The organism is Azospirillum sp. A23 (assembly GCF_042938965.1).
Classification (GTDB): Bacteria; Pseudomonadota; Alphaproteobacteria; order Azospirillales; family Azospirillaceae; genus Azospirillum; species Azospirillum melinis.
The window spans coordinates 2,652,720-2,671,312 of record NZ_CP170667.1 but is presented as its reverse complement, the minus strand read 5'-3'; the positions used below and the strand labels follow the sequence as shown (position 1 = coordinate 2,671,312).

Here is an 18,593-nt window from a genome sequence, read left to right as displayed (position 1 = left end):
AAGGGCGATGATCGTGCTGGGCCTGACCGGTTCCATCGGCATGGGCAAGAGCACCGCCGCCCGCATGCTGAAGGCGATGGGCGCCCCGGTCTGCGATTCCGACGCGGTGGTGCATGGGCTGCTCGGCCGCGGCGGCCGGGCGGTGCCCGTCATCGACGCCGCCTTCCCCGGCGTGGTGGTCGATGGGGCGGTCAGTCGGCCGGCGCTGGGGGCTGCGGTGTTCCGCGACCCGGACGCTTTGAAGCGGCTGGAGGCGATCCTTCATCCGATGGTCCAGGCGGCACAGCGCGACTTCCTCGCCCGTGCCGCCCGTCGCGGTGCCAGGATCGCCGTTCTGGACATCCCGCTGCTGTTCGAAACCCGGGGCGAGCGGCGGGTCGATGCGACCATCGTCGTCTCGGCCCCCTTCGTTGTCCAGCGCGCCCGCGTGCTGGCCCGGCCTGGCATGACGGCGGAGAAGTTCGCCGGCATCCTCGGCCGCCAGATGCCGGATATGGAAAAGCGGCAGCGTGCCGACTATGTCGTTCCGACCGGCGCCGGTCGGCTGGTGACGCGGCGCGCACTTCAGGGCATTGTGCGCCAGATCAGACAGCGACAGAAGGCGCAGCGGACCGGAAGGCACTGGCCGCCGCGCGGCTATCAACCAGGGCAGATCCATCATGCGTGAAATCGTTCTCGACACCGAAACCACGGGCTTCAAGCCGGAGGAAGGTCACCGGCTGGTCGAGATCGGCTGCATCGAGCTTGTCAACCACCTCGCCACCGGCGAGCGTTTCCATGTCTATCTCAATCCCGAACGCGACATGCCGCCGGAGGCCTTCGCCGTCCATGGGCTGAGCACGGAGTTCCTGGCCGACAAGCCGCTGTTCAACGACGTCGCCGCCGACTTCGTCAATTTCATCGGCGACGCGCCGCTGGTGATCCACAACGCCGCCTTCGACATGCATTTCCTGAACTGGGAACTGAAGATCGCCGGCTATCCGGTGATGCCGAAGGACCGCGCCGTCGATACCCTGCTGATGGCCCGGCAGAAGTTCCCCGGCTCGCCCGCCACCCTGGATGCGCTGTGCAAGCGCTTCGGTGTCGACAACTCCAACCGCACCCTGCACGGCGCGCTGCTCGACGCCCAGCTGCTGGCCGAAGTTTATCTGGAGCTGCTGGGCGGCCGGCAGACCGGCCTGTCCTTCGCCGGCGGGCCGGCCTCGAAGGGCGGCGTCGCCAGCCCGGTCCGCATCGACCGTCCCTTCCGCGAGGCCCGCGTCTTCGCCGTCAGCGACGAAGAGGCTGCGGCTCATGCCGAGATGCTGAAGAAGATCAAGAACCCGCTCTGGGCGGTGGAGTGAGGGAGGGCCGGATCCGGGTCTCCGGCTCCCCGCCCCCCGGCTCCAGTTCTTAGGGCAACAGCACCGTCGACCCCGTGGTCGCCCGCGATTCCAGCGCCCGGTGCGCGTCGGCGGTGTCCTTCAGCGCGAAGCGCTGGTTGACGGTGAACGTCACCCCGCCATTCCTCACCGCATCGAACAGATCGGCGGCCGAGGCCATCAGATCCTCGCGCTTGGCGGTGTAGGTCGCCAGCGTCGGCCGCGTCACGTAGAGCGACCCCTTCGCCGCCAGCAGCCCCAGATCCAGCGGCTCCGGCGCGCCCGACGCGGCGCCGAACAGCACCATCAGACCGCGCGGCCGCAGGCAGTCCAGCCCCTTGAGGAAGGTCGTCCTGCCGACGCCGTCATAAACGACCGGCACGCCCTGTCCGCCCGTCAGCTCCTTCACCCGGACGACGAAATCCTCGCGGGTGTAGTCGATGGTGTGGTGGCAGCCATGGGCCTTCGCCAGTTCGGCCTTCTCCTCCGACCCGACGGTGCCGATCACCGTGGCGCCGAGATGCCGGGCCCAGGAGCACAGCAGCAGCCCCACCCCGCCGGCGGCGGCCTGCACCAGGATGGTGTCGCCGGGCTGGACCGCATAGGTGCTGCGCAGCAGATACTGCGCGGTCAGCCCTTGCAGCAGCGTGGCCGCGGTCGCCTGCTCGTCGAGCCAGCTCGGCAGCGGCACGAGCCGGTCGGCGGCGATCAGCCGGCTCTCGGCATAGGCGCCGATGGACATGGCGTAGCCGACGCGGTCGCCGACCTTCAGCGTGGTGACGTCCGGACCCAGCGCCTCCACGACGCCGGATCCTGCCATGCCGATCACCGCCGGCAGATCCGGCAGCTTGTAGGCGCCGGAGCGGTGATAGGTGTCGATGTAGTTCAGCCCGACCGCGGTCTGGCGGATGCGCACCTGTCCCGGACCGGGCTCTCCCACCTCGATCTCGTCCCAGCGCAGAACCTCCGGCCCGCCGTGCTCATGGATGCGGATCGCGTGAACCATGGTGGTTTGGTCTCCCTTCTTTTGAGGTCTCAGGCGTTTCAGAGCAGCGCGAACTGCTCCGCCGCCGCGCCGTTGCCCTGGCTTATGCCGGCATGCCGGCGCTCCAGCGCCAGCAGCCACGCCTTGGTGTCGAGCCCGCCATGGCCGGAATAGCCGCCGGGCGCACCGCCGCTGGCCAGCACCCGGTGGCAGGGGATGACGATGGGGATCGGGTTGGCGCCGCAGGCACCGCCGACCGCGCGCGGCCCGCTGTCCAGCATCTTCGCCATCCCGCCATAGGTGGCGGTGCCACCGTAGGGGATTGCCAGCATCGCGTCCCAGACGCTTTGCCGGAAGGCGGTGCCCGCCGGCTTCAGCGGCAGATCGAAGCGCTGGAGCCGTCCGGTAAAATAGGCGTCCAGCTGACGCGCCGTCTCGACCAGCACGGCGTCCGGCTCGTCCTGGTCGAAACGGCCCCAGCCGACCGCGGTCAGGGCGGATCCGTCTCCCGTCAGCATCAGGGGGCCAAGCGGGCTGTCGATGGAAAGGCGCGCCATGGAGTGCTCCCGCAAAAATCAGTTTTTCGTTGCCAGCAGAGCGGCCAGATCCGCCGGGGCCGTCACCGGGGCCGAACAGGTCATGCCGCGGCAGACATAGGCGGTGGCGATCCCGTCGCGCATCCCCTTGCCCTGCGCCGGATGACCGGCGGGCAGATCCGCCTCCGGTGCCAGCATGGTCAGGATGCGGTTGGGCAGCGAGCGCTCCAGCACCGTCCGCCGCAGCGCTTCCGTCTCCGCCGTCCGGGGCGGGCCGACGATGACGATCTGCAACGGCGCCGTCATCAGTTCCACCGCGTTGAGGAAGGTCGGCAGCGGGAAGAAGTTGCGCGTCAGCTCGCCGGAGAAGGCGGCGGCGAGCGCCTCCGCCCGCTCGCGGTACGCATCCTCGCCGGTGCGCTGGAACAGAATGGTCAGCACCGCCAGCATGGTGCCGTTGCCGCTGGGGGTGGCGTTGTCGTGGACGCTCTTGGTGCGGACGATCAGCCCCTCCGCATCGTCGGCGGTGAAGAAATAGCCGCCGTTGGCGCCGTCCCAGAAATGGGCGTCGAGCGTCGCCACCCAGACCCTGGCCTGGTCGAGGGCGGCCGGATCCCCGGTCGCCTCATGCAGCGCCAGGGCGGCGCGCGCCATGTGGGCATAGTCGTCCAGCATGCCGGTGTGCTTGCCCTGCCCGTGCCTCCAGCTGTGGCAAAGCCGCCCGTCCGTGTCCATGCGGTCACGGACGAAGGCGAAGGCGCGCCCGGCGGCGTCCAGCCACTCCGGCTCGTCGAGCGCCAGGGCGGCATGGGTCAGGGCGGCGATCATCAGGCCGTTCCAGTCGGCCAGCACCTTGTCGTCCCAGCCCGGCCGCACCCGCTTGGCCCGCGCCCGCAGCAGGATGTCCCGGCCCTTGGCGAGCATCGCCTCGGTGGCGTCGTCGGCGAGCGTCAGGCCGCCCAGCCGGTTCAGGATGGTGACGCCTTCCCAATTGCCCTGGGGCAGCACCTCGTAAACGCGTTTAAACGTCGCCAGCCCGTTGTCGCCGAGGGCGGGACCGAGCAGCCGGTCGACCTCATGCTCCTGCCATATATAGAAGAGTCCCTCCTCGCCCTCGCTGTCGGCGTCCAGCGTCGCGGCGAAGCCGCCGCCGTCGGCGATCATCTCGCGCAACAGCCAGCCCACCGTCTCGCGGATGCGGGTTTCCAGCAGCGGGTCGCGCGCCTCCTGCCAGACCAGCGTCATCAGGTCGAGCAGCTCGGCGTTGTCGTAGAGCATCTTCTCGAAATGCGGCACCAACCAGCGTTCATCGACCGAATAGCGGGCGAAGCCGCCGCCGAGATGGTCGTAGATGCCGCCCTGCGCCATGTTGGCCAGCGTGCGGGTCACCGCCTCGCGGAAGGGTTCGCGCCCGGTCCGCTGCCACGCCCGCCACAGCAGTTCGAACAGCGGCACCTGCGGGAATTTCGGCGCGCTGCCGATGCCGCCATGGATGGGATCGACCTCCCGCAGCAGCCGTTGCGCCACCTGATCCAGCACCGTGGCATCGACAGCGCCGGCCGACCGGTTCTCCCCCATCCCGGCGAGGGCCGATTTCAGCGCGTCGACATTCTTGACCACCTTGTCCTGCTCGTTGGCATAGGTGTCGGCGATGCCGTGCAGCACGTCGGGGAAGCCGGCGCGGCCATAGCGCGCTGCCGGCGGGAAATAGGTGCCGCCCCAGAAGGGCTCGGCATCCGGCGTCAGGAACATGGTCAGCGGCCAGCCGCCCTGCTGCCCCAGCAGCGCCAATGCCGACTGGTAGATGGTGTCGAGGTCCGGACGCTCTTCGCGGTCGACCTTGATGTTGATGAACAGCTCGTTCATCAGCCCGGCGATCTCGGGATTCTCGAAGCTTTCATGCGCCATCACGTGGCACCAGTGGCAGGCGGCATAGCCGACCGACAGCAGCACCGGCTTGTTCTCCGCCCTGGCGCGGGCGAAGGCCTCCGGACCCCAGGGCATCCAGTGCACCGGGTTGTCCTTGTGCTGCAGCAGATAGGGGCTCGTCTCCCGGCCTAGCAGGTTCGCGCCCAACGAAGTGGCGGGCATGGCGGTGTCCGATCTGTTGGTGTGTCGTTAGACAATAGGTGGCGCCGGGGTGGCGTTGCGCCAGTGCATCCTATCTGTATAGTGGGGCATGAGCCGCCGCGGCGCTCAACCCCAAAATCAACGCGGCCAATGCCCGGACCGGTGCCCGATCCTTCGATTGCGAGGGTTGGGAGTCCGGCTCCGGCTCTGGAGGGGGTCCCCATGAAAATCACCGTCGACATCGACTGCACCCCGGATGAGGCCCGGCACTTCCTCGGCCTGCCCGACGTGAAGCCGATGCAGGATGCCATGATGCACGAGATCCAGGAACGGATGCGTGCCAACCTCCAGGCGATGGACCCGGAGACCATGCTCAAGACCTGGCTGCCCGCCGGCATCCAGGGCATGGAGCAGATGCAGAAGATGTTTTGGTCCCAGATGGCTTCTGCCCTGGGCCAGGAAGGAAGAAAGTGACCGATCCGAAGCCTTATTTTGAAGCCCATGTCTTCTGCTGCACCAACCGCCGCCCCGACGGGCACCGGCGCGGATCCTGCGCCGCCCACGGGTCGGAAAAGCTGCGCGACTATATGAAGGCCCGCGCCCGCGAACTCGGGTTCGACGGCAAGGTGCGGATCAATTCTGCCGGCTGTCTCGACCGCTGCGAGCTGGGGCCGACGCTGGTGATCTATCCGGACGGCGTCTGGTACACCTACCGCAGCACCGGCGACGTCGATGAAATCCTCCAGACCCATCTGGTCGAGGGCCGCCGGGTCGAGCGGCTGATGCTGACCGCGGAGCAGCGCGAGTTGCGGCCCGAGCAGCAGGGCTGATCCGACGGCGATGTCCTTCACCACCATCTACGCACTCGCCACCGCCCCCGGCCGATCCGGTGTGGCGGTGGTTCGCATTTCGGGACCCGAGGCCGGATCCGCCCTCGCGGCACTGACCGGCCGCCCTCTGCCTGCACCGCGCCGCGCCGTGCTGACCAAGCTGCGCGATCCGAAGACCGGCGATGAGCTGGACGACGCGCTGGTCCTGCGCTTCACCGCCCCCGCCAGCTTCACCGGCGAGGATGTGGTGGAACTGCATCTGCATGGCGGGCGCGCCGTCGTCACCGGCGTGATCGAGGCGCTCGCCACCCTGCCCGGCCTGCGGCTGGCCGAGCCCGGCGAGTTCACCCGCCGTGCCTTCGAGAACGGCAAGCTCGACCTGACGGAAGCCGAGGCGGTCGCCGACCTGATCGACGCCGAGACCACCGCGCAGCGCCGGCAGGCCCTGCGGCAGATGGAGGGCGCGCTCGGCAAGCTCTATGACGGCTGGCGGGAGCGGCTGACCCGCGCGCTCGCCCACATCGAGGCCGACATCGACTTCGCCGAGGACGATCTGCCCGGCGGTGTCGCCGATGCCGTTCGTCCGGTGATCGCCGGGCTGGCCGGGGAGATCGCCAGCCATCTCGACGACGGCGGCCGGGGCGAGCGTCTGCGCGAGGGCCTGCACATTGCCATCGTCGGCGCGCCGAATGCCGGCAAGTCGAGCCTGCTGAACGCGCTGGCCCGCCGGGACGCCGCCATCGTCTCCGCCCGCGCCGGCACCACCCGCGACATCATCGAGGTGCATCTCGACCTCGGCGGCTATCCGGTCGTGCTGGCCGACACCGCCGGCCTGCGGGACGCCGCCGCCGACGAGGTCGAGGAGGAAGGCATCCGCCGCGCCCGGGACAGGGCCGCCCGCGCCGACGTGAAGGTCGCGGTGTTCGATGCCGCCACCCTGCCCGATCTCGACCCGGCGACGCTGGACCTGATCGACAGCGACACCGTGGTGGTCTTCAACAAGACCGATCTTGCGACAGCGGCAGACCTGCGGCCGGATCTGTCGCCGATCCTGGTCTCCGCCCAAACCGGTGACGGGCTGAAACTTCTGGAAGAAAAGTTGACGGAGTTCAGCGCCGACCGCCTTGCCATCGGCAGCGCGCCGTCGCTGACCCGCGCCCGACACCGGGCCGCGCTGACCGAATGCCGGGAGTCGTTGCTGCGGGCGTTGGACGCGCCGTTGCCGGAACTGGCGGCGGAGGATGTGCGTCTCGCCAGCCGGGCTCTGGGGCGCATCACCGGGCGTGTCGACGTCGAGGATTTGCTCGACGTGATCTTCCGGGACTTCTGCATCGGAAAGTAAGGGAGAAGCGCGGGCGTGTTTCACGTGAAACAGGGCTGACCTGCGGCACTTGTCCTCGCCCGACTCCCTGCCAGCCTCTTGGATCCGCGCCGTCGTTCCGCTATGGTCCCGCACATGCGAAGCTATGATGTCATCGTTGTCGGCGGCGGTCACGCCGGCTGTGAGGCTGCCGCGGCGGCAGCGCGCATGGGTGCGCGCACGCTCCTGCTGACCCACAAGGTCGAAACCATCGGCGAGATGTCCTGCAACCCCGCCATCGGCGGCTTGGCCAAGGGCCATCTGGTGCGGGAGATCGATGCGCTGGACGGGGTGATGGCGAAGGCCATCGACCGTGGCGGCATCCAGTTCCGCATCCTGAACCGCAGCAAGGGCCCGGCCGTCCGCGGACCGCGCGCCCAGGCCGACCGCAAGCTTTACCGGCAGGCGATGCAGGCTCTGCTGGCCGAACAGGAAAACCTGTTCATCGAGGCCGGCGGCGCCGAAGACCTGATCGTCGATGGTGAACAGCGCATCGTCGGAGTCGTCACCGGGGCCGGCGAGTCCATCCGTGCCGGCGCCGTGGTGCTGACCACCGGCACTTTCCTGCGCGGGCTGATCCACATCGGCGAGGAACGCACGCCCGCCGGCCGCGTCGGCGAGGCGCCGTCCATCGGCCTGTCCGACACGCTGGCCCGGCTCGGCTTCCCGCTCGGCCGTTTGAAGACCGGTACCCCGCCGCGGCTCGACGGTCGCACCATCGATTGGGACGCGCTGGAGAAGCAGCCCGGCGACATGCCGCCGCCGCCCTTCTCCTACATGACGGAGCGGATCGATACGCCGCAGATCGACTGCGCGATCACGTGGACGACGCATGAGGCCCATGCGCTGATCCGCGCCAACCTGCATCGCGCCCCGATGTATTCCGGCCAGATCACCGGCACCGGCCCGCGCTATTGCCCGTCCATCGAGGACAAGGTCGTCCGCTTCGCCGAGAAGGAGAAGCACCAGATCTTCCTCGAACCGGAAGGGCTGGACGATCCGACCGTCTACCCGAACGGCATCTCGACCTCCCTGCCCCGCGACGTGCAGCTCGGCATCCTCGCCAGCATGCCGGGGCTGGAGAAGGTGGTGATGATCCGTCCCGGCTACGCCATCGAATACGACTATGTCGATCCGCGCGAGCTGAAGCCGACGCTGGAGACCCGCCGGGCGCCGCGCCTGTTCCTGGCCGGCCAGATCAACGGCACCACCGGCTATGAAGAGGCGGCGGCGCAGGGGTTGATGGCCGGCATCAACGCGGCGCTGGCGGCGAGCGGCAACCGGGACGGGTTCGTGCTCGACCGTGCCGACGCCTATATCGGTGTGCTGATCGACGATCTGATCGGCCGGGGCACCAACGAGCCCTACCGCATGTTCACCTCGCGCGCCGAATACCGGCTGCTGCTGCGCGCCGACAATGCCGACCAGCGGCTGACCGACAAGGGTGTCGCCATCGGCTGCGTCGGCTCCGAGCGTCGCGATGTCTTCGCCGCCAAGAGTGCCGCCCTGTCCGCCGGGCGCGGCCTGGTCGCATCGCTGCAGGCGACGCCGGTCGAACTGTCCCGCCAGGGCGTCGCGGTGAATCAGGACGGCGTGCGCCGCAGTGCCGCCGACCTGCTGCGCTATCCCGACATCGATCTCGCTGCCCTCGCCCGCCTGTGGCCGGAGCTTGGCGAGATCGCGCCCGAGATTGCCGAGCAGCTGGAGATCGACGGCAAATATGCCGGCTATCTCGGCCGGCAGGAGGCCGACATCCGCGCCTTCCGCAAGGACGAGTCGCTCGCCCTGCCCGACGATCTCGATGTCGATAGCATCGGCAGCCTGTCCGCCGAAATCCGGCAGAAGCTGCGCCAGTCGCGTCCGGCGACGCTGGGGGCTGCCGCGCGCATTCCCGGCATGACCCCCGCCGCGCTGGTCGCCCTGCTCCGCCATGTGAAGCGCCGCGATGTAGCATCGTCCAGTGGTGCATCGTCTGGGGTGGCTGCGGAATGAGCGGGTTCGATGCGGTTGCATTTCAGGAGGCCACGGGTGTTTCACGTGAAACGCTCGACCGCCTGATCGCCTATGAGGCTCTGCTGCGCAAGTGGCAACCGAAGATCAATCTGGTCGGTCCCTCCACCCTGCCGGATGCCTGGAAGCGCCATGTCCTCGACTCCGCCCAGCTCTATCCCTTGCTGCCGGACGGCACGCGGGTGGTGGTCGATCTCGGCAGCGGTGCCGGCTTCCCCGGTCTGGTGCTCGCCATCCTCGGCGTGCCGCAGGTGCATCTGATCGAGAGCGATGTGCGCAAATGCGCCTTCCTGCGCGAGGTCGCCCGCGTCTGCGAGGCGCCGGTCACCGTCCACACCAAGCGGATCGAGACCGTCACCGGCATCGAAGCCGATGTCGTCACCGCCCGCGCCCTGGCGCCACTGGCCGACCTGTTCAGCTGGGCCCATCCTTTCATCGGATCGCGCGGCAAGTGCCTGTTCCTGAAGGGCGCGGCACTGGACGACGAATTGACCGCTGCAACGCAATATTGGACACTGGTTCCCGAGCGATTCGACAGCCGCACCGATCCGAGCGGGACCATCCTGCGTGTGAGCCATCTTGAGCGTGCGTGAAGACCGTGCCTGACACCGTTCCCCCGCCCTCTTCCCGCCAACCGGACTCCCGAGAGGCTGCCATGTCTGCCGTCACCCGTCCCCTTGCCCGCGTGGTTGCGATTGCCAACCAGAAGGGCGGCGTGGGCAAGACCACGACGACGATCAACCTCGCCACCGCGCTTGCCGTCATCGGCAAGCGGGTGCTGGTGATCGACCTCGACCCGCAGGGCAATGCGTCCACCGGTCTCGGCATCCCCCGCTCCGACCGCTGCGTCGGCATCTACGACGTGCTGTTCGACGACGTGTCGCTGGAGGAGGCCGCTACTCCCTCCTCCGTGCCGAACCTGTCGATCATCACCTCGTCGGTCGACCTGTCGGGTGCGGAGATCGAACTGGTCGGTGCCGAGCGCCGCGAGTTCCGCCTGCGCGAGGCGGTCGCCAACAGCGCGCTGGAATATGATTACGTCCTGATCGACTGCCCGCCGGCGCTGGGCCTGCTGACCCTGAACGCGCTGGTCGCGTCGCATGCGGTGATGGTTCCCCTCCAGTGCGAGTTCTATGCGCTGGAAGGTCTCAGCCATCTGGTCCGCACCATCGAGCGGGTGAAGCGCGCCTTCAACCCCAACCTCGACATCCACGGCGTCGTGCTGACCATGTTCGACAAGCGCAACAACCTGTCGGACATGGTGGCGGCGGACGTCCGCGGCTTCTTCGGGGAGAAGGTGTACGACACCGTGATCCCGCGCAACGTCAAGGTGTCGGAGGCGCCGTCCCACGGCAAGCCGGTGCTGATCTACGACATGCGCTGCCCCGGATCGCAGGCCTACATCCATCTGGCGGGCGAGGTGCTTCGCCGTGAGAAGAGACTGACCGCATGATCGACGACACCAAACAAGGCGGCGCCCGCCGCGCCAGCCTGGGCCGCGGCCTGTCCGCCCTGTTCGGCGAAGCGACCGAGGATTACTCGGCGCTCGACAAGGTGCGGCAGTCCAAGCAGGTGCCGATCGAGTTCGTCCATCCCGGCAAATACCAGCCGCGGCGGAAGTTCGACGACGAGGCGATCCAGGGCCTCGTCGAGTCCATCCGCGACAAGGGCATCCTCCAGCCGCTGCTGGTCCGCCGCGATGCGGAGGACGCCAATTCCTATGAGCTGATCGCCGGCGAACGCCGCTGGCGCGCGGCGCAGATCGCCGGCCTGCACGAGGTTCCGGTCATCATCCGCGATCTCAGCGACCGCGAGGCGCTGGAAATCGCGCTGATCGAGAACATCCAGCGCCAGGATCTGACCCCTCTGGAAGAGGCGGAAGGCTATCGCCGCCTGATGGAGGAGTTCGAGCACACCCAGGAGGATCTGGCCCGCGCCGTCGGCAAGAGCCGCAGCCATGTCGCCAACATGATGCGCCTGCTGGCCCTGCCGGAGCCGGTCAAGTCGATGGTGCAGGACGGCGCACTGACCGCCGGCCACGCCCGTGCCCTGCTGACCGCCCCGGATCCGGCCGCCGTCGCCCGCGAGGTGGTGACCCGCGGCCTGAACGTGCGCCAGACCGAAGACCTGATGCGCGGCGATCAGCCCAAGGCGAAGAAGGGCAAGGCTGCGGCCGGCGGAGCCGGATCCGCGCCTGCGATGAAGGATGTCGACCTGATCAATCTGGAGGAGGAGATCTCCGCCCGCATCGGCTTGAAGGTCGCCATCAATCCGCAGGGTCAGCGCGGGACGATCACCATCCATTACCAGACGCTCGACCAGCTGGACGACGTGCTGCACCGGCTGGGCGGGGAAGAGTAACGGGGCTTTGTCGGGGGCGTTGGCCCCCTACCCCCTCACCTTTGCGAAGTCGATGTAGCGATAGATCAGCCCATTCTCTTCCATGGGCGCGCTCGACCACACCTCCGCCCAGTCCGTTCCGATCGGCGGCATCAGCGTGTCGCCGTCGACCGCGCTTTCGATGCGGGTCAGGTGCAGGCTGTCGGCAATCGGCATCGTCTCGCGGAACAGGGCGGCGCCGCCGATGACGCAGAGTTCGGCGGCGCCGGACTCCTGCGCCCACGACACCGCCGCACCCAGCCCGCTGAACCAGCGGGCGCCGTCCTTTTCGCCGATGGAAGCCTGGCGGCTGATCACCAGATTGTCCCGGCCGGGAAGCGGACGGCGCGGCAGGGACTCCCAGGTCTTCCGACCCATCAGGATCGGCTTGCCCATCGTCAGATCCTTGAACCGGCGCAGGTCGCTGGGAAGGGTCCAGGGAAGCCGGCCATCGCGGCCGATCACATTGTTCGTTGCGGCGGCGACGATCAGAGTGATGAGCATCCCATGCCCTTTCCCTGCTGGAGCTGACCGATTTTACGCCAGAATTGCGCCGAGCACCGCGTTCAGACGCTGTAGCCCCTCCGGTGTGGCAACCAGACGGTCGGCATCGCGGGTCAGGAAACCGCCGTCGATCAGGCGGGACAGGGCTGCCGGATCGACAAAATCGTCCAAACTCCGGCCGGTTTCCTCCGTCAGGCGGGCAAGCCGCACGCCTTCGGACAGCCGCAGCCCCATCATCAGCAGCTCGGTCCCGCGGGCGTCGCGGTCTATGGGATCGGGTGCGGCGGCGCCATGGCCGTCGCGCTCCACCCGCTCCAGCCAAATCTCCGGGGCGCGATGGGCACGGGTGGCGAACTTCTCGCCGTCCAGCGTCAGCCGGCCATGGGCGCCGGGACCGATGCCGACATAGTCGCCATAGCGCCAGTAGGTCAGGTTGTGGCGGCTTTCCTCGCCGGGTCGGGCGTGGTTGGAAATCTCGTAGGCCGGCAGCCCGGCCGCCGTCAGCTGGCTCTGCGTCGCCTCATAGAGATCGCCGGCCAGATCCTCGTCGGGCAGCACCAGATCGCCGCGGGCATGGAGCGGATAGAAGGCCGTGCCCTGCTCGATGGTCAGCTGATAGACCGACAGGTGGCCGACCGCGTAGTCCAGCGCCCGCGCCAGCTCCGCCTGCCATGCCGCCACCGTCTGGCCTGGACGGGCATAGATCAGGTCGAAGGAGAAGCGGTCGAAGGTCCGTGCAGCCAACTCGATGGCGCCGGTCGCCTCCGCCGCATTGTGCTCGCGGCCGAGGAACTTCAGGCTGGCGTCGTCCAGCGCCTGGATGCCCAGCGAGACGCGGTTGATCCCGGCGCTGCGGAAGGCGCGGAACTTGTCGGCTTCGACGGAGGTCGGGTTGGCCTCCAGCGTCACCTCCAGCCCATCGGCGACCGTCCAGCGCCGGGCGACACGGTCGACGATGGCGCCGACGGTGGAGGGCTCCATCAGTGACGGGGTGCCGCCGCCGAAGAAGATCGAGCTGACGGTGCGCCCGGCGGTCAGGTCGGCGTAATGGTCCAGTTCGCGCAGCAGCCCGGCCCGCCAGCGATCATGGTCGACCCGCTCGCGGACATGGCTGTTGAAATCGCAGTACGGGCACTTCGACTTGCAGAAGGGCCAATGGACGTAGACGGCAAAATCGGAATCGGAAACGCTCACCGGAAGCACCGCTCCACCAGCTGGCGGAAGGCGTCGGCGCGGTGGCTCATCTCGTGCTTCCTGGCCGGGTCCATCTCGCCGAAGGTCAGCCCATGCCGGTCGGGCAGGAACATCGGGTCATAGCCGAAGCCGTGCGGCCCCTGCGGCGGCCACACCAGCGTGCCGGTGCAGCGGCCTTCCACCGTCTCGACATGGCCGTCCGGCCAGGCGAGCGACAGGGCGCAGACGAAATAGGCGCTGCGGTCCGACTTGCCGACCAAACCATCCTCGACCTTTTGCATCGCCATGGCGAAGTCCTTGGTCGGGCCGGCCCAGCGGGCGGAGTAGATGCCGGGATCGCCGTTCAGCGCCGGCACCACCAGCCCGCTGTCGTCGGCGAGCGCCACATGGCCGGCGGCGGCCGCGGCCTTGGCCTTGAGTTCGGCATTGGCGATGAAGGTGGTGCCGGTTTCCTCAGGTTCGGGCAGGCCCAGCTCCCCGGCCGAGGTGAAAGTGGCGACATAGGGGCCGAGCAGTTCGGCGATCTCGCGCACCTTGCCCTTGTTGTGGCTGGCGATGACGAGGGTGTCGCCGGTGAAGCGGCGGGGAGCGGACATGATGATGAACCTCTGACTGAAACGGCCTTACTTGATGCCGAGGACCTGCTTCTGCAACGCCACCAGCTCGGTCACGCCCTTGCGGGCGAGCGCCAGCAGCTCCATGAACTGCGGCTCGGAGAAGGGGGTTTCCTCGGCGGTGCCCTGGATTTCAACGATGCCGGCCTTGCCGGTCAGGACGAAGTTGGCATCGGCCTGCGCCTTGGAATCCTCGTCGTAATCGAGGTCGAGCACGGCGTTGCCCTGATAGAGGCCGCAGGAGACAGCGGCGACCTGATCGGTCAGCGGCATGGTCTTCAGGGCGCCGATCTGCATCAGGTGCTGGAAGGCCAGATGCAGGGCGACATAGCTGCCGGTGATGGCGGCGGTGCGGGTGCCGCCGTCGGCCTGGATCACGTCGCAGTCGATCTTGATCTGTTTCTCGCCCATCGCCGAGCGGTCGGTGACGGCGCGCAGCGCGCGGCCGATCAGCCGCTGGATTTCCTGGGTGCGGCCGGACTGCTTGCCCTTCGCCGCCTCACGGTCGGTGCGGCTGTGGGTGGAGCGCGGCAGCATGCCGTATTCGGCGGTGACCCAGCCCAGCCCGGTGTTCTTCAGGAAACGCGGCACCGTTTCGTCGACGCTGGCGGTGCACAGCACATGCGTGTTGCCGAAACGCACCATGCAGGACCCCTCGGCATACCGGCTGAAGCCGGGTTCGAGGGAGACGGTGCGCAGTTGGTCGAAGGCGCGGCCGGAGGGGCGCATGGGCATCATTCCGAAGGTCGTTTGCAGATCGGCGGCAAGCTAACGGCTCCGCCCGCCCCCGTCCAGTACGGTGTCCAGTACGGCGTCCGTGACCATCTGGGCGGGAACCGGCGTCACCACCGGGCGCGTCGCCCGCTCCAGCCACAGGGTCAGCAAGGGAATGGCAAGCCCGATGGCGATGGAGACCACGGCCATGGTCGAGACATGCTCCAGCCGGCCGTCGGGCGCGTTGGTCAGGATTTCCGCCGACAGGAAGGCCCCGAAGGCGGAACTGAGATGCTGGACCGCCGACACCAGAGCCATGAAGCCGGCGCGCTCCTGCGGGTCCGGCACACGGGAGAAGGCGGCGCCGTTGGCGACCATGCGGACGCCGACGAAGGTCATGAAGAAGGGAAACAGCCCCAGCACCGGCATCCAGGGACGGTAGCCGATGAAGGCGGTGAAGATCACGACGCTCAACCCCACGGTGGCCGCGAAGGTGATGGCGCTGGAGCCGTGGCGGTCGACCAGCCGGCCGGCCCAGCGGGCGGCGAAGAAGCTCAGCGTGCCGCCGGTCATGTAGACCAGGCTGAGATGGTCGCGCGGGAAGCCCAGATTGCCCTGCACATAGGCGGCGATGTTGGGGACGATCATGAATTGCTGGACCTGCACCAGCGCCACCGTGGCGTAAGCCAGCCAGACCTTGCGGCGGGACAGCAGCGCCGTCATCCGCACCCAGGCGCCGGTCTTCACCCCTGCCCCTGCCCCGGCAGCCAGATGGCCGCGCTGCGGCGGCAGGATGGCGATGGCGGCGACGGCGACGACCAGCCCGGCGGCGGCCACCGCGAAGAAAGGCAGGCGCCAGCCGCCATAGAGCGCCAGTTCCAGCCCCACCGGCACCCCGGCGATGGCCGACAGCGAGAAGGCCGACATCACGGCCCCCATCGCCTGCCCGCGGCGCTGCGGCGCCACCCGGTCGGTCAGCGTGGCGATGGCGACCGCAACGGCCGGGCCGCCGAACAGTCCGGCCAGCACCCGCGCCGCCAGCAGCGACGGGAAGTCCCAGGCCAGACCGCCGAGCGCGGTGGAAACGATCAGCCCGGCCATCGCCACGGCAAGCGCCCGGCGCCGGTCGAAGCGGTCGAGCAGCATCGACCCGATCAGCCCGGCCACCGCGGCGGCGGCGGTGTAGCTGCCACCGATGTAACCGATATGCGCCGCGGGAATGCCGAGTGCCCGCGCGAAGTCGGGACCGAGCGGCATCACCATCATGAAATCCAGGATGTTGATGAACTGCACCGCCGCGATGACCAGCGTGATGCGGCGTTCGTCAGGCGTCAAAGCGGTGGGCGCCGCAGGGCGTGTGGCCTGGGACAAGATGGAGGCTCCGGCAGAGGCGGAAAGCGCGGGTTGCGGGGGTGCACCGCATGGTAACAGCCGCCGCCCGGCCCTCCCAAACGCCATGGTCATGCAAGGCGAGCGCAGCAGATAGGACGCAATCCCAACTGAATGTGTCTTCAATCGTCAAAGAAATGCATGATTCGTACAAAAAGCGGGCTTTGGAGGCTTGGCGAGTTGCGCGTGCGGCGTGTACCATCGCGACCCCACCGTCGGCAGCGCACCGCACAAAAAGCATCAACGACGACCGACGGGCTGTACACTCCGTTGAGGAACACGACATCCATGTCCGACACCAAGCGCGTCACCGATGAAGAGGCCCTGCTGCTGCATTCCAGCGGCCGGCCCGGCAAGCTGGAAATCACCCCGACCAAGCCGCTGACCACCCAGCGCGATCTGGCGCTGGCCTATTCGCCCGGCGTCGCCGTGCCCTGCCTGCGCATCGCCGAAGACCCGTCGCTCGCCTACGACTACACGGCCAAGGGCAACATCGTCGCCATCATCTCCAACGGCACCGCGGTGCTGGGCCTGGGCGACCTGGGTGCCTTGGCCAGCAAGCCGGTGATGGAAGGCAAGGCGGTGCTGTTCAAGCGCTTCGCCGACGTCGACGGCATCGACCTCGAGGTCGACACCCGCGACGTGGACGAATTCGTCAACTGCGTGCGCTTCCTCGGCCCCAGCTTCGGCGGCATCAACCTGGAAGACATCAAGGCGCCCGACTGCTTCATCATCGAGGAGCGGCTGCGCGAACTGCTGGACATCCCGGTCTTCCACGACGACCAGCACGGCACCGCGATCATCGCCGCCGCCGGCCTGATCAACGCCTGCGACATCACCGGCCGGAAGGTCGAGGACGTGAAGATGGTGGTGAACGGCGCCGGTGCGGCGGGTATCGCCTGCGCCGAGCTGTTCTGCACGATGGGTGTTTCACGTGAAAACATCATCCTGTGCGACACCAAGGGCGTGGTCTACCGTGGCCGCACCAACGGCATGAACCAGTGGAAGTCGTCCTTCGCCGTCGATACCGACAAGCGCACGCTGGAAGAGGCGGTGGCCGGCTCCGACGTGTTCGTCGGCCTGTCGGCCAAGGGGGCGATGACGCCGGAGATGGTCAAGTCGATGGCGGCCAGGCCGATCATCTTCGCGCTCGCCAACCCCGATCCGGAGATCACCCCGGAAGAGGTCAAGGCGGTGCGCGGCGACGCCATCGTGGCGACCGGCCGTTCCGACTACCCGAACCAGGTCAACAACGTTCTGGGATTCCCCTACCTGTTCCGCGGCGCGCTGGACGTCCGCGCCACCACCATCAACGAGGCGATGAAGGTCGCCGCCGCCAAGGCGCTGGCGGCGCTGGCGCGCGAGGATGTGCCGGACGAGGTCGATGCCGCCTATTCGGGGCGCCGGCTGCGCTACGGCCCGGACTACATCATCCCGGTGCCGTTCGACCCGCGCCTGATCGTCACCGTCCCGGCCGCCGTCGCCCAGGCCGCCATGGAAAGCGGGGTGGCGCGCAAGCCGATCCTCGACCTGACCAGCTACAAGCATTCCCTGCGCACCCGCCTGGATCCGACCGCCGACAGCCTGGAACTGATCCTGGAAAAGGTGCGGACCAACCCGCGCCGCGTCGTCTTCGCCGAGGGCGAGGAGGAGCGGACGATCCGCGCCGCCATGGCCTTCCGGGCCCATGGTTACGGCACGCCGGTGCTGATCGGCCGGGAAGAGGTCATCCGGGAACAGCTGACGGCGATGGGGCAACCCAACGTCCAGTTCGAGATCCACAACGCCCGCCTGTCGGACGCCAACCGCCGCTATGCCGACCACCTCTACCGCCGCCTGCAGCGCAAGGGCGCGCTGCTGCGCGACTGCCAGCGGATGGTCAACCAGGACCGCAACGTCTTCGCCGCCTGCATGGTGGCGCAGGGCGACGCCCACGCCATGGTGACCGGCCTGACCCGCAGCTTCGGCGTCGCCTACGAGGAAATCCGCCGCGTCATCGATCCCAAGGCGAGCGAGCCGGTGTTCGGCCTGCACCTGTCGATCACCCGCAACCGCACCGTCTTCATCGCCGACACCACCGTCCATGTCCGTCCCGACGGCAAGACGCTGGCCGACATCGCCATCGGGGCTGCGGCCAAGGCCCGGCAGATGGGGCACGAGCCGCGGATCGCGATGCTGTCCTTCTCCAACTTCGGCCAGACGCCGCACCCGAACACCGATCCGCTGCGGGAAGCCCTGTCGATCCTCGACAGCCGCCGGGTCGATTTCGAGTATGACGGCGAGATGTCGGCCGACGTGGCGCTGGATTACCAGCTGATGAAGCGGGTCTACCCGTTCTGCCGGCTGTCCGGTCCGGCCAACGTGCTGATCATGCCCGGCCTGCATTCGGCCAACATCTCGGCCAAGCTGCTGAACAAGATGGCCGGCGGCCAGATGATCGGCCCGCTGCTGATCGGCTTGGACAAGCCGGCGCAGATCGTCACCATGGGCGCCTCGGTCAACGACATCGTCACCGCCGCAGCGTTGGCGGCGCATGACTCGCTGCCGTGGTGAGGTGAGGTAAGACGCCTCTTCTTCCGCCGCGGTGGAGGAAGAGGCGTGACCTTTCCGGGCTGGGCATCCTATAGTTTAGTCCAGACACCAAGTG

18 protein-coding genes are annotated in these 18,593 nt (G+C 68.2%); 10 read left to right on the top strand and 8 right to left on the bottom strand.

Going from position 1 to position 18,593, the window contains the following annotated elements; genetic code table 11:
- Window positions 1-7: 7 nt before the first annotated feature.
- Together coaE and dnaQ are read left to right on the top strand one after the other, a co-directional pair.
- The gene (coaE, locus tag ABNQ40_RS30065; RefSeq protein WP_109052258.1) at window positions 8-667 is read left to right on the top strand and encodes a dephospho-CoA kinase; all 660 of its coding nucleotides are present in this window, start codon (window positions 8-10) and stop codon (window positions 665-667) included.
- Window positions 660-1,343 (top strand): DNA polymerase III subunit epsilon, encoded by a 684-nt coding sequence (gene dnaQ, locus ABNQ40_RS30060; protein WP_109052259.1) that lies wholly within the window; start codon window positions 660-662, stop codon window positions 1,341-1,343. The genes coaE and dnaQ overlap by 8 nt, the downstream gene beginning before the upstream one ends.
- Window positions 1,344-1,392: 49 nt before the next feature.
- Here the strand turns inward: dnaQ and ABNQ40_RS30055 are convergent, their stop codons facing one another.
- From ABNQ40_RS30055 to ABNQ40_RS30045, 3 genes are read right to left on the bottom strand one after another with little or no spacing between them, the layout of a single operon-like run.
- The gene (locus ABNQ40_RS30055) at window positions 1,393-2,367 is read right to left on the bottom strand and encodes a quinone oxidoreductase (RefSeq protein ID WP_109052260.1); all 975 of its coding nucleotides are present in this window, start codon (window positions 2,365-2,367) and stop codon (window positions 1,393-1,395) included.
- Between the two features lie 38 nt (window positions 2,368-2,405).
- Complete coding sequence (locus ABNQ40_RS30050; RefSeq protein WP_109052261.1) at window positions 2,406-2,903, bottom strand: methylated-DNA--[protein]-cysteine S-methyltransferase; 498 nt, start codon at window positions 2,901-2,903, stop codon at window positions 2,406-2,408.
- Window positions 2,904-2,921: 18 nt separating this feature from the next.
- Window positions 2,922-4,973, bottom strand: coding sequence for a thioredoxin domain-containing protein (locus tag ABNQ40_RS30045; protein WP_109052262.1), 2,052 nt, complete (start codon window positions 4,971-4,973; stop codon window positions 2,922-2,924).
- 201 nt (window positions 4,974-5,174) lie between these two features.
- Here ABNQ40_RS30045 and ABNQ40_RS30040 point away from each other — a divergent pair, with 201 nt between their 5' ends.
- From ABNQ40_RS30040 to ABNQ40_RS30010, 7 genes are all read left to right on the top strand, one after another.
- Entirely contained in the window at window positions 5,175-5,426 is a 252-nt protein-coding gene (locus tag ABNQ40_RS30040; protein WP_014249167.1) for a DUF6489 family protein, read from the top strand.
- Window positions 5,423-5,782: a ferredoxin gene (locus ABNQ40_RS30035; protein WP_109052263.1), complete on the top strand. Its 360-nt coding sequence runs from the start codon at window positions 5,423-5,425 to the stop codon at window positions 5,780-5,782. The genes ABNQ40_RS30040 and ABNQ40_RS30035 overlap by 4 nt, the downstream gene beginning before the upstream one ends.
- A 10-nt stretch (window positions 5,783-5,792) precedes the next feature.
- Window positions 5,793-7,124, top strand: coding sequence for a tRNA uridine-5-carboxymethylaminomethyl(34) synthesis GTPase MnmE (mnmE, locus tag ABNQ40_RS30030; RefSeq protein ID WP_391348280.1), 1,332 nt, complete (start codon window positions 5,793-5,795; stop codon window positions 7,122-7,124).
- A 114-nt stretch (window positions 7,125-7,238) separates the two neighbouring features.
- Window positions 7,239-9,134 (top strand): tRNA uridine-5-carboxymethylaminomethyl(34) synthesis enzyme MnmG, encoded by a 1,896-nt coding sequence (mnmG, locus tag ABNQ40_RS30025; RefSeq protein ID WP_391348278.1) that lies wholly within the window; start codon window positions 7,239-7,241, stop codon window positions 9,132-9,134.
- Window positions 9,131-9,745: a 16S rRNA (guanine(527)-N(7))-methyltransferase RsmG gene (gene rsmG / locus ABNQ40_RS30020; protein ID WP_391348276.1), complete on the top strand. Its 615-nt coding sequence runs from the start codon at window positions 9,131-9,133 to the stop codon at window positions 9,743-9,745. Before mnmG ends, rsmG begins: the two co-directional genes overlap by 4 nt.
- 62 nt (window positions 9,746-9,807) lie before the next feature.
- A complete protein-coding gene (locus ABNQ40_RS30015; RefSeq protein WP_391348274.1) occupies window positions 9,808-10,605 on the top strand; it encodes a ParA family protein in 798 nt (265 codons plus the stop codon).
- Complete coding sequence (locus ABNQ40_RS30010; protein ID WP_098740884.1) at window positions 10,602-11,513, top strand: ParB/RepB/Spo0J family partition protein; 912 nt, start codon at window positions 10,602-10,604, stop codon at window positions 11,511-11,513. Before ABNQ40_RS30015 ends, ABNQ40_RS30010 begins: the two co-directional genes overlap by 4 nt.
- Before the next feature lie 27 nt (window positions 11,514-11,540).
- Here ABNQ40_RS30010 and ABNQ40_RS30005 read toward each other — a convergent pair whose 3' ends face one another.
- From ABNQ40_RS30005 to ABNQ40_RS29985, 5 genes are read right to left on the bottom strand one after another with little or no spacing between them, the layout of a single operon-like run.
- Window positions 11,541-12,035: a dihydrofolate reductase gene (locus ABNQ40_RS30005; RefSeq protein ID WP_391348271.1), complete on the bottom strand. Its 495-nt coding sequence runs from the start codon at window positions 12,033-12,035 to the stop codon at window positions 11,541-11,543.
- 33 nt (window positions 12,036-12,068) lie between these two features.
- A complete protein-coding gene (gene hemW / locus ABNQ40_RS30000; protein WP_391348267.1) occupies window positions 12,069-13,238 on the bottom strand; it encodes a radical SAM family heme chaperone HemW in 1,170 nt (389 codons plus the stop codon).
- Complete coding sequence (gene rdgB / locus ABNQ40_RS29995) at window positions 13,226-13,825, bottom strand: RdgB/HAM1 family non-canonical purine NTP pyrophosphatase (RefSeq protein ID WP_391348264.1); 600 nt, start codon at window positions 13,823-13,825, stop codon at window positions 13,226-13,228. Before rdgB ends, hemW begins: the two co-directional genes overlap by 13 nt.
- Before the next feature lie 27 nt (window positions 13,826-13,852).
- Window positions 13,853-14,572: a ribonuclease PH gene (gene rph / locus ABNQ40_RS29990; RefSeq protein ID WP_042696317.1), complete on the bottom strand. Its 720-nt coding sequence runs from the start codon at window positions 14,570-14,572 to the stop codon at window positions 13,853-13,855.
- A 39-nt stretch (window positions 14,573-14,611) separates the two neighbouring features.
- A complete protein-coding gene (locus ABNQ40_RS29985; protein WP_199235440.1) occupies window positions 14,612-15,928 on the bottom strand; it encodes an MFS transporter in 1,317 nt (438 codons plus the stop codon).
- Window positions 15,929-16,234: 306 nt separating this feature from the next.
- Here ABNQ40_RS29985 and ABNQ40_RS29980 point away from each other — a divergent pair, with 306 nt between their 5' ends.
- On the top strand, window positions 16,235-18,499 hold the full coding sequence (locus ABNQ40_RS29980; protein ID WP_109052270.1) for an NADP-dependent malic enzyme: 2,265 nt from the start codon (window positions 16,235-16,237) through the stop codon (window positions 18,497-18,499).
- Window positions 18,500-18,593: the final 94 nt, after the last annotated feature.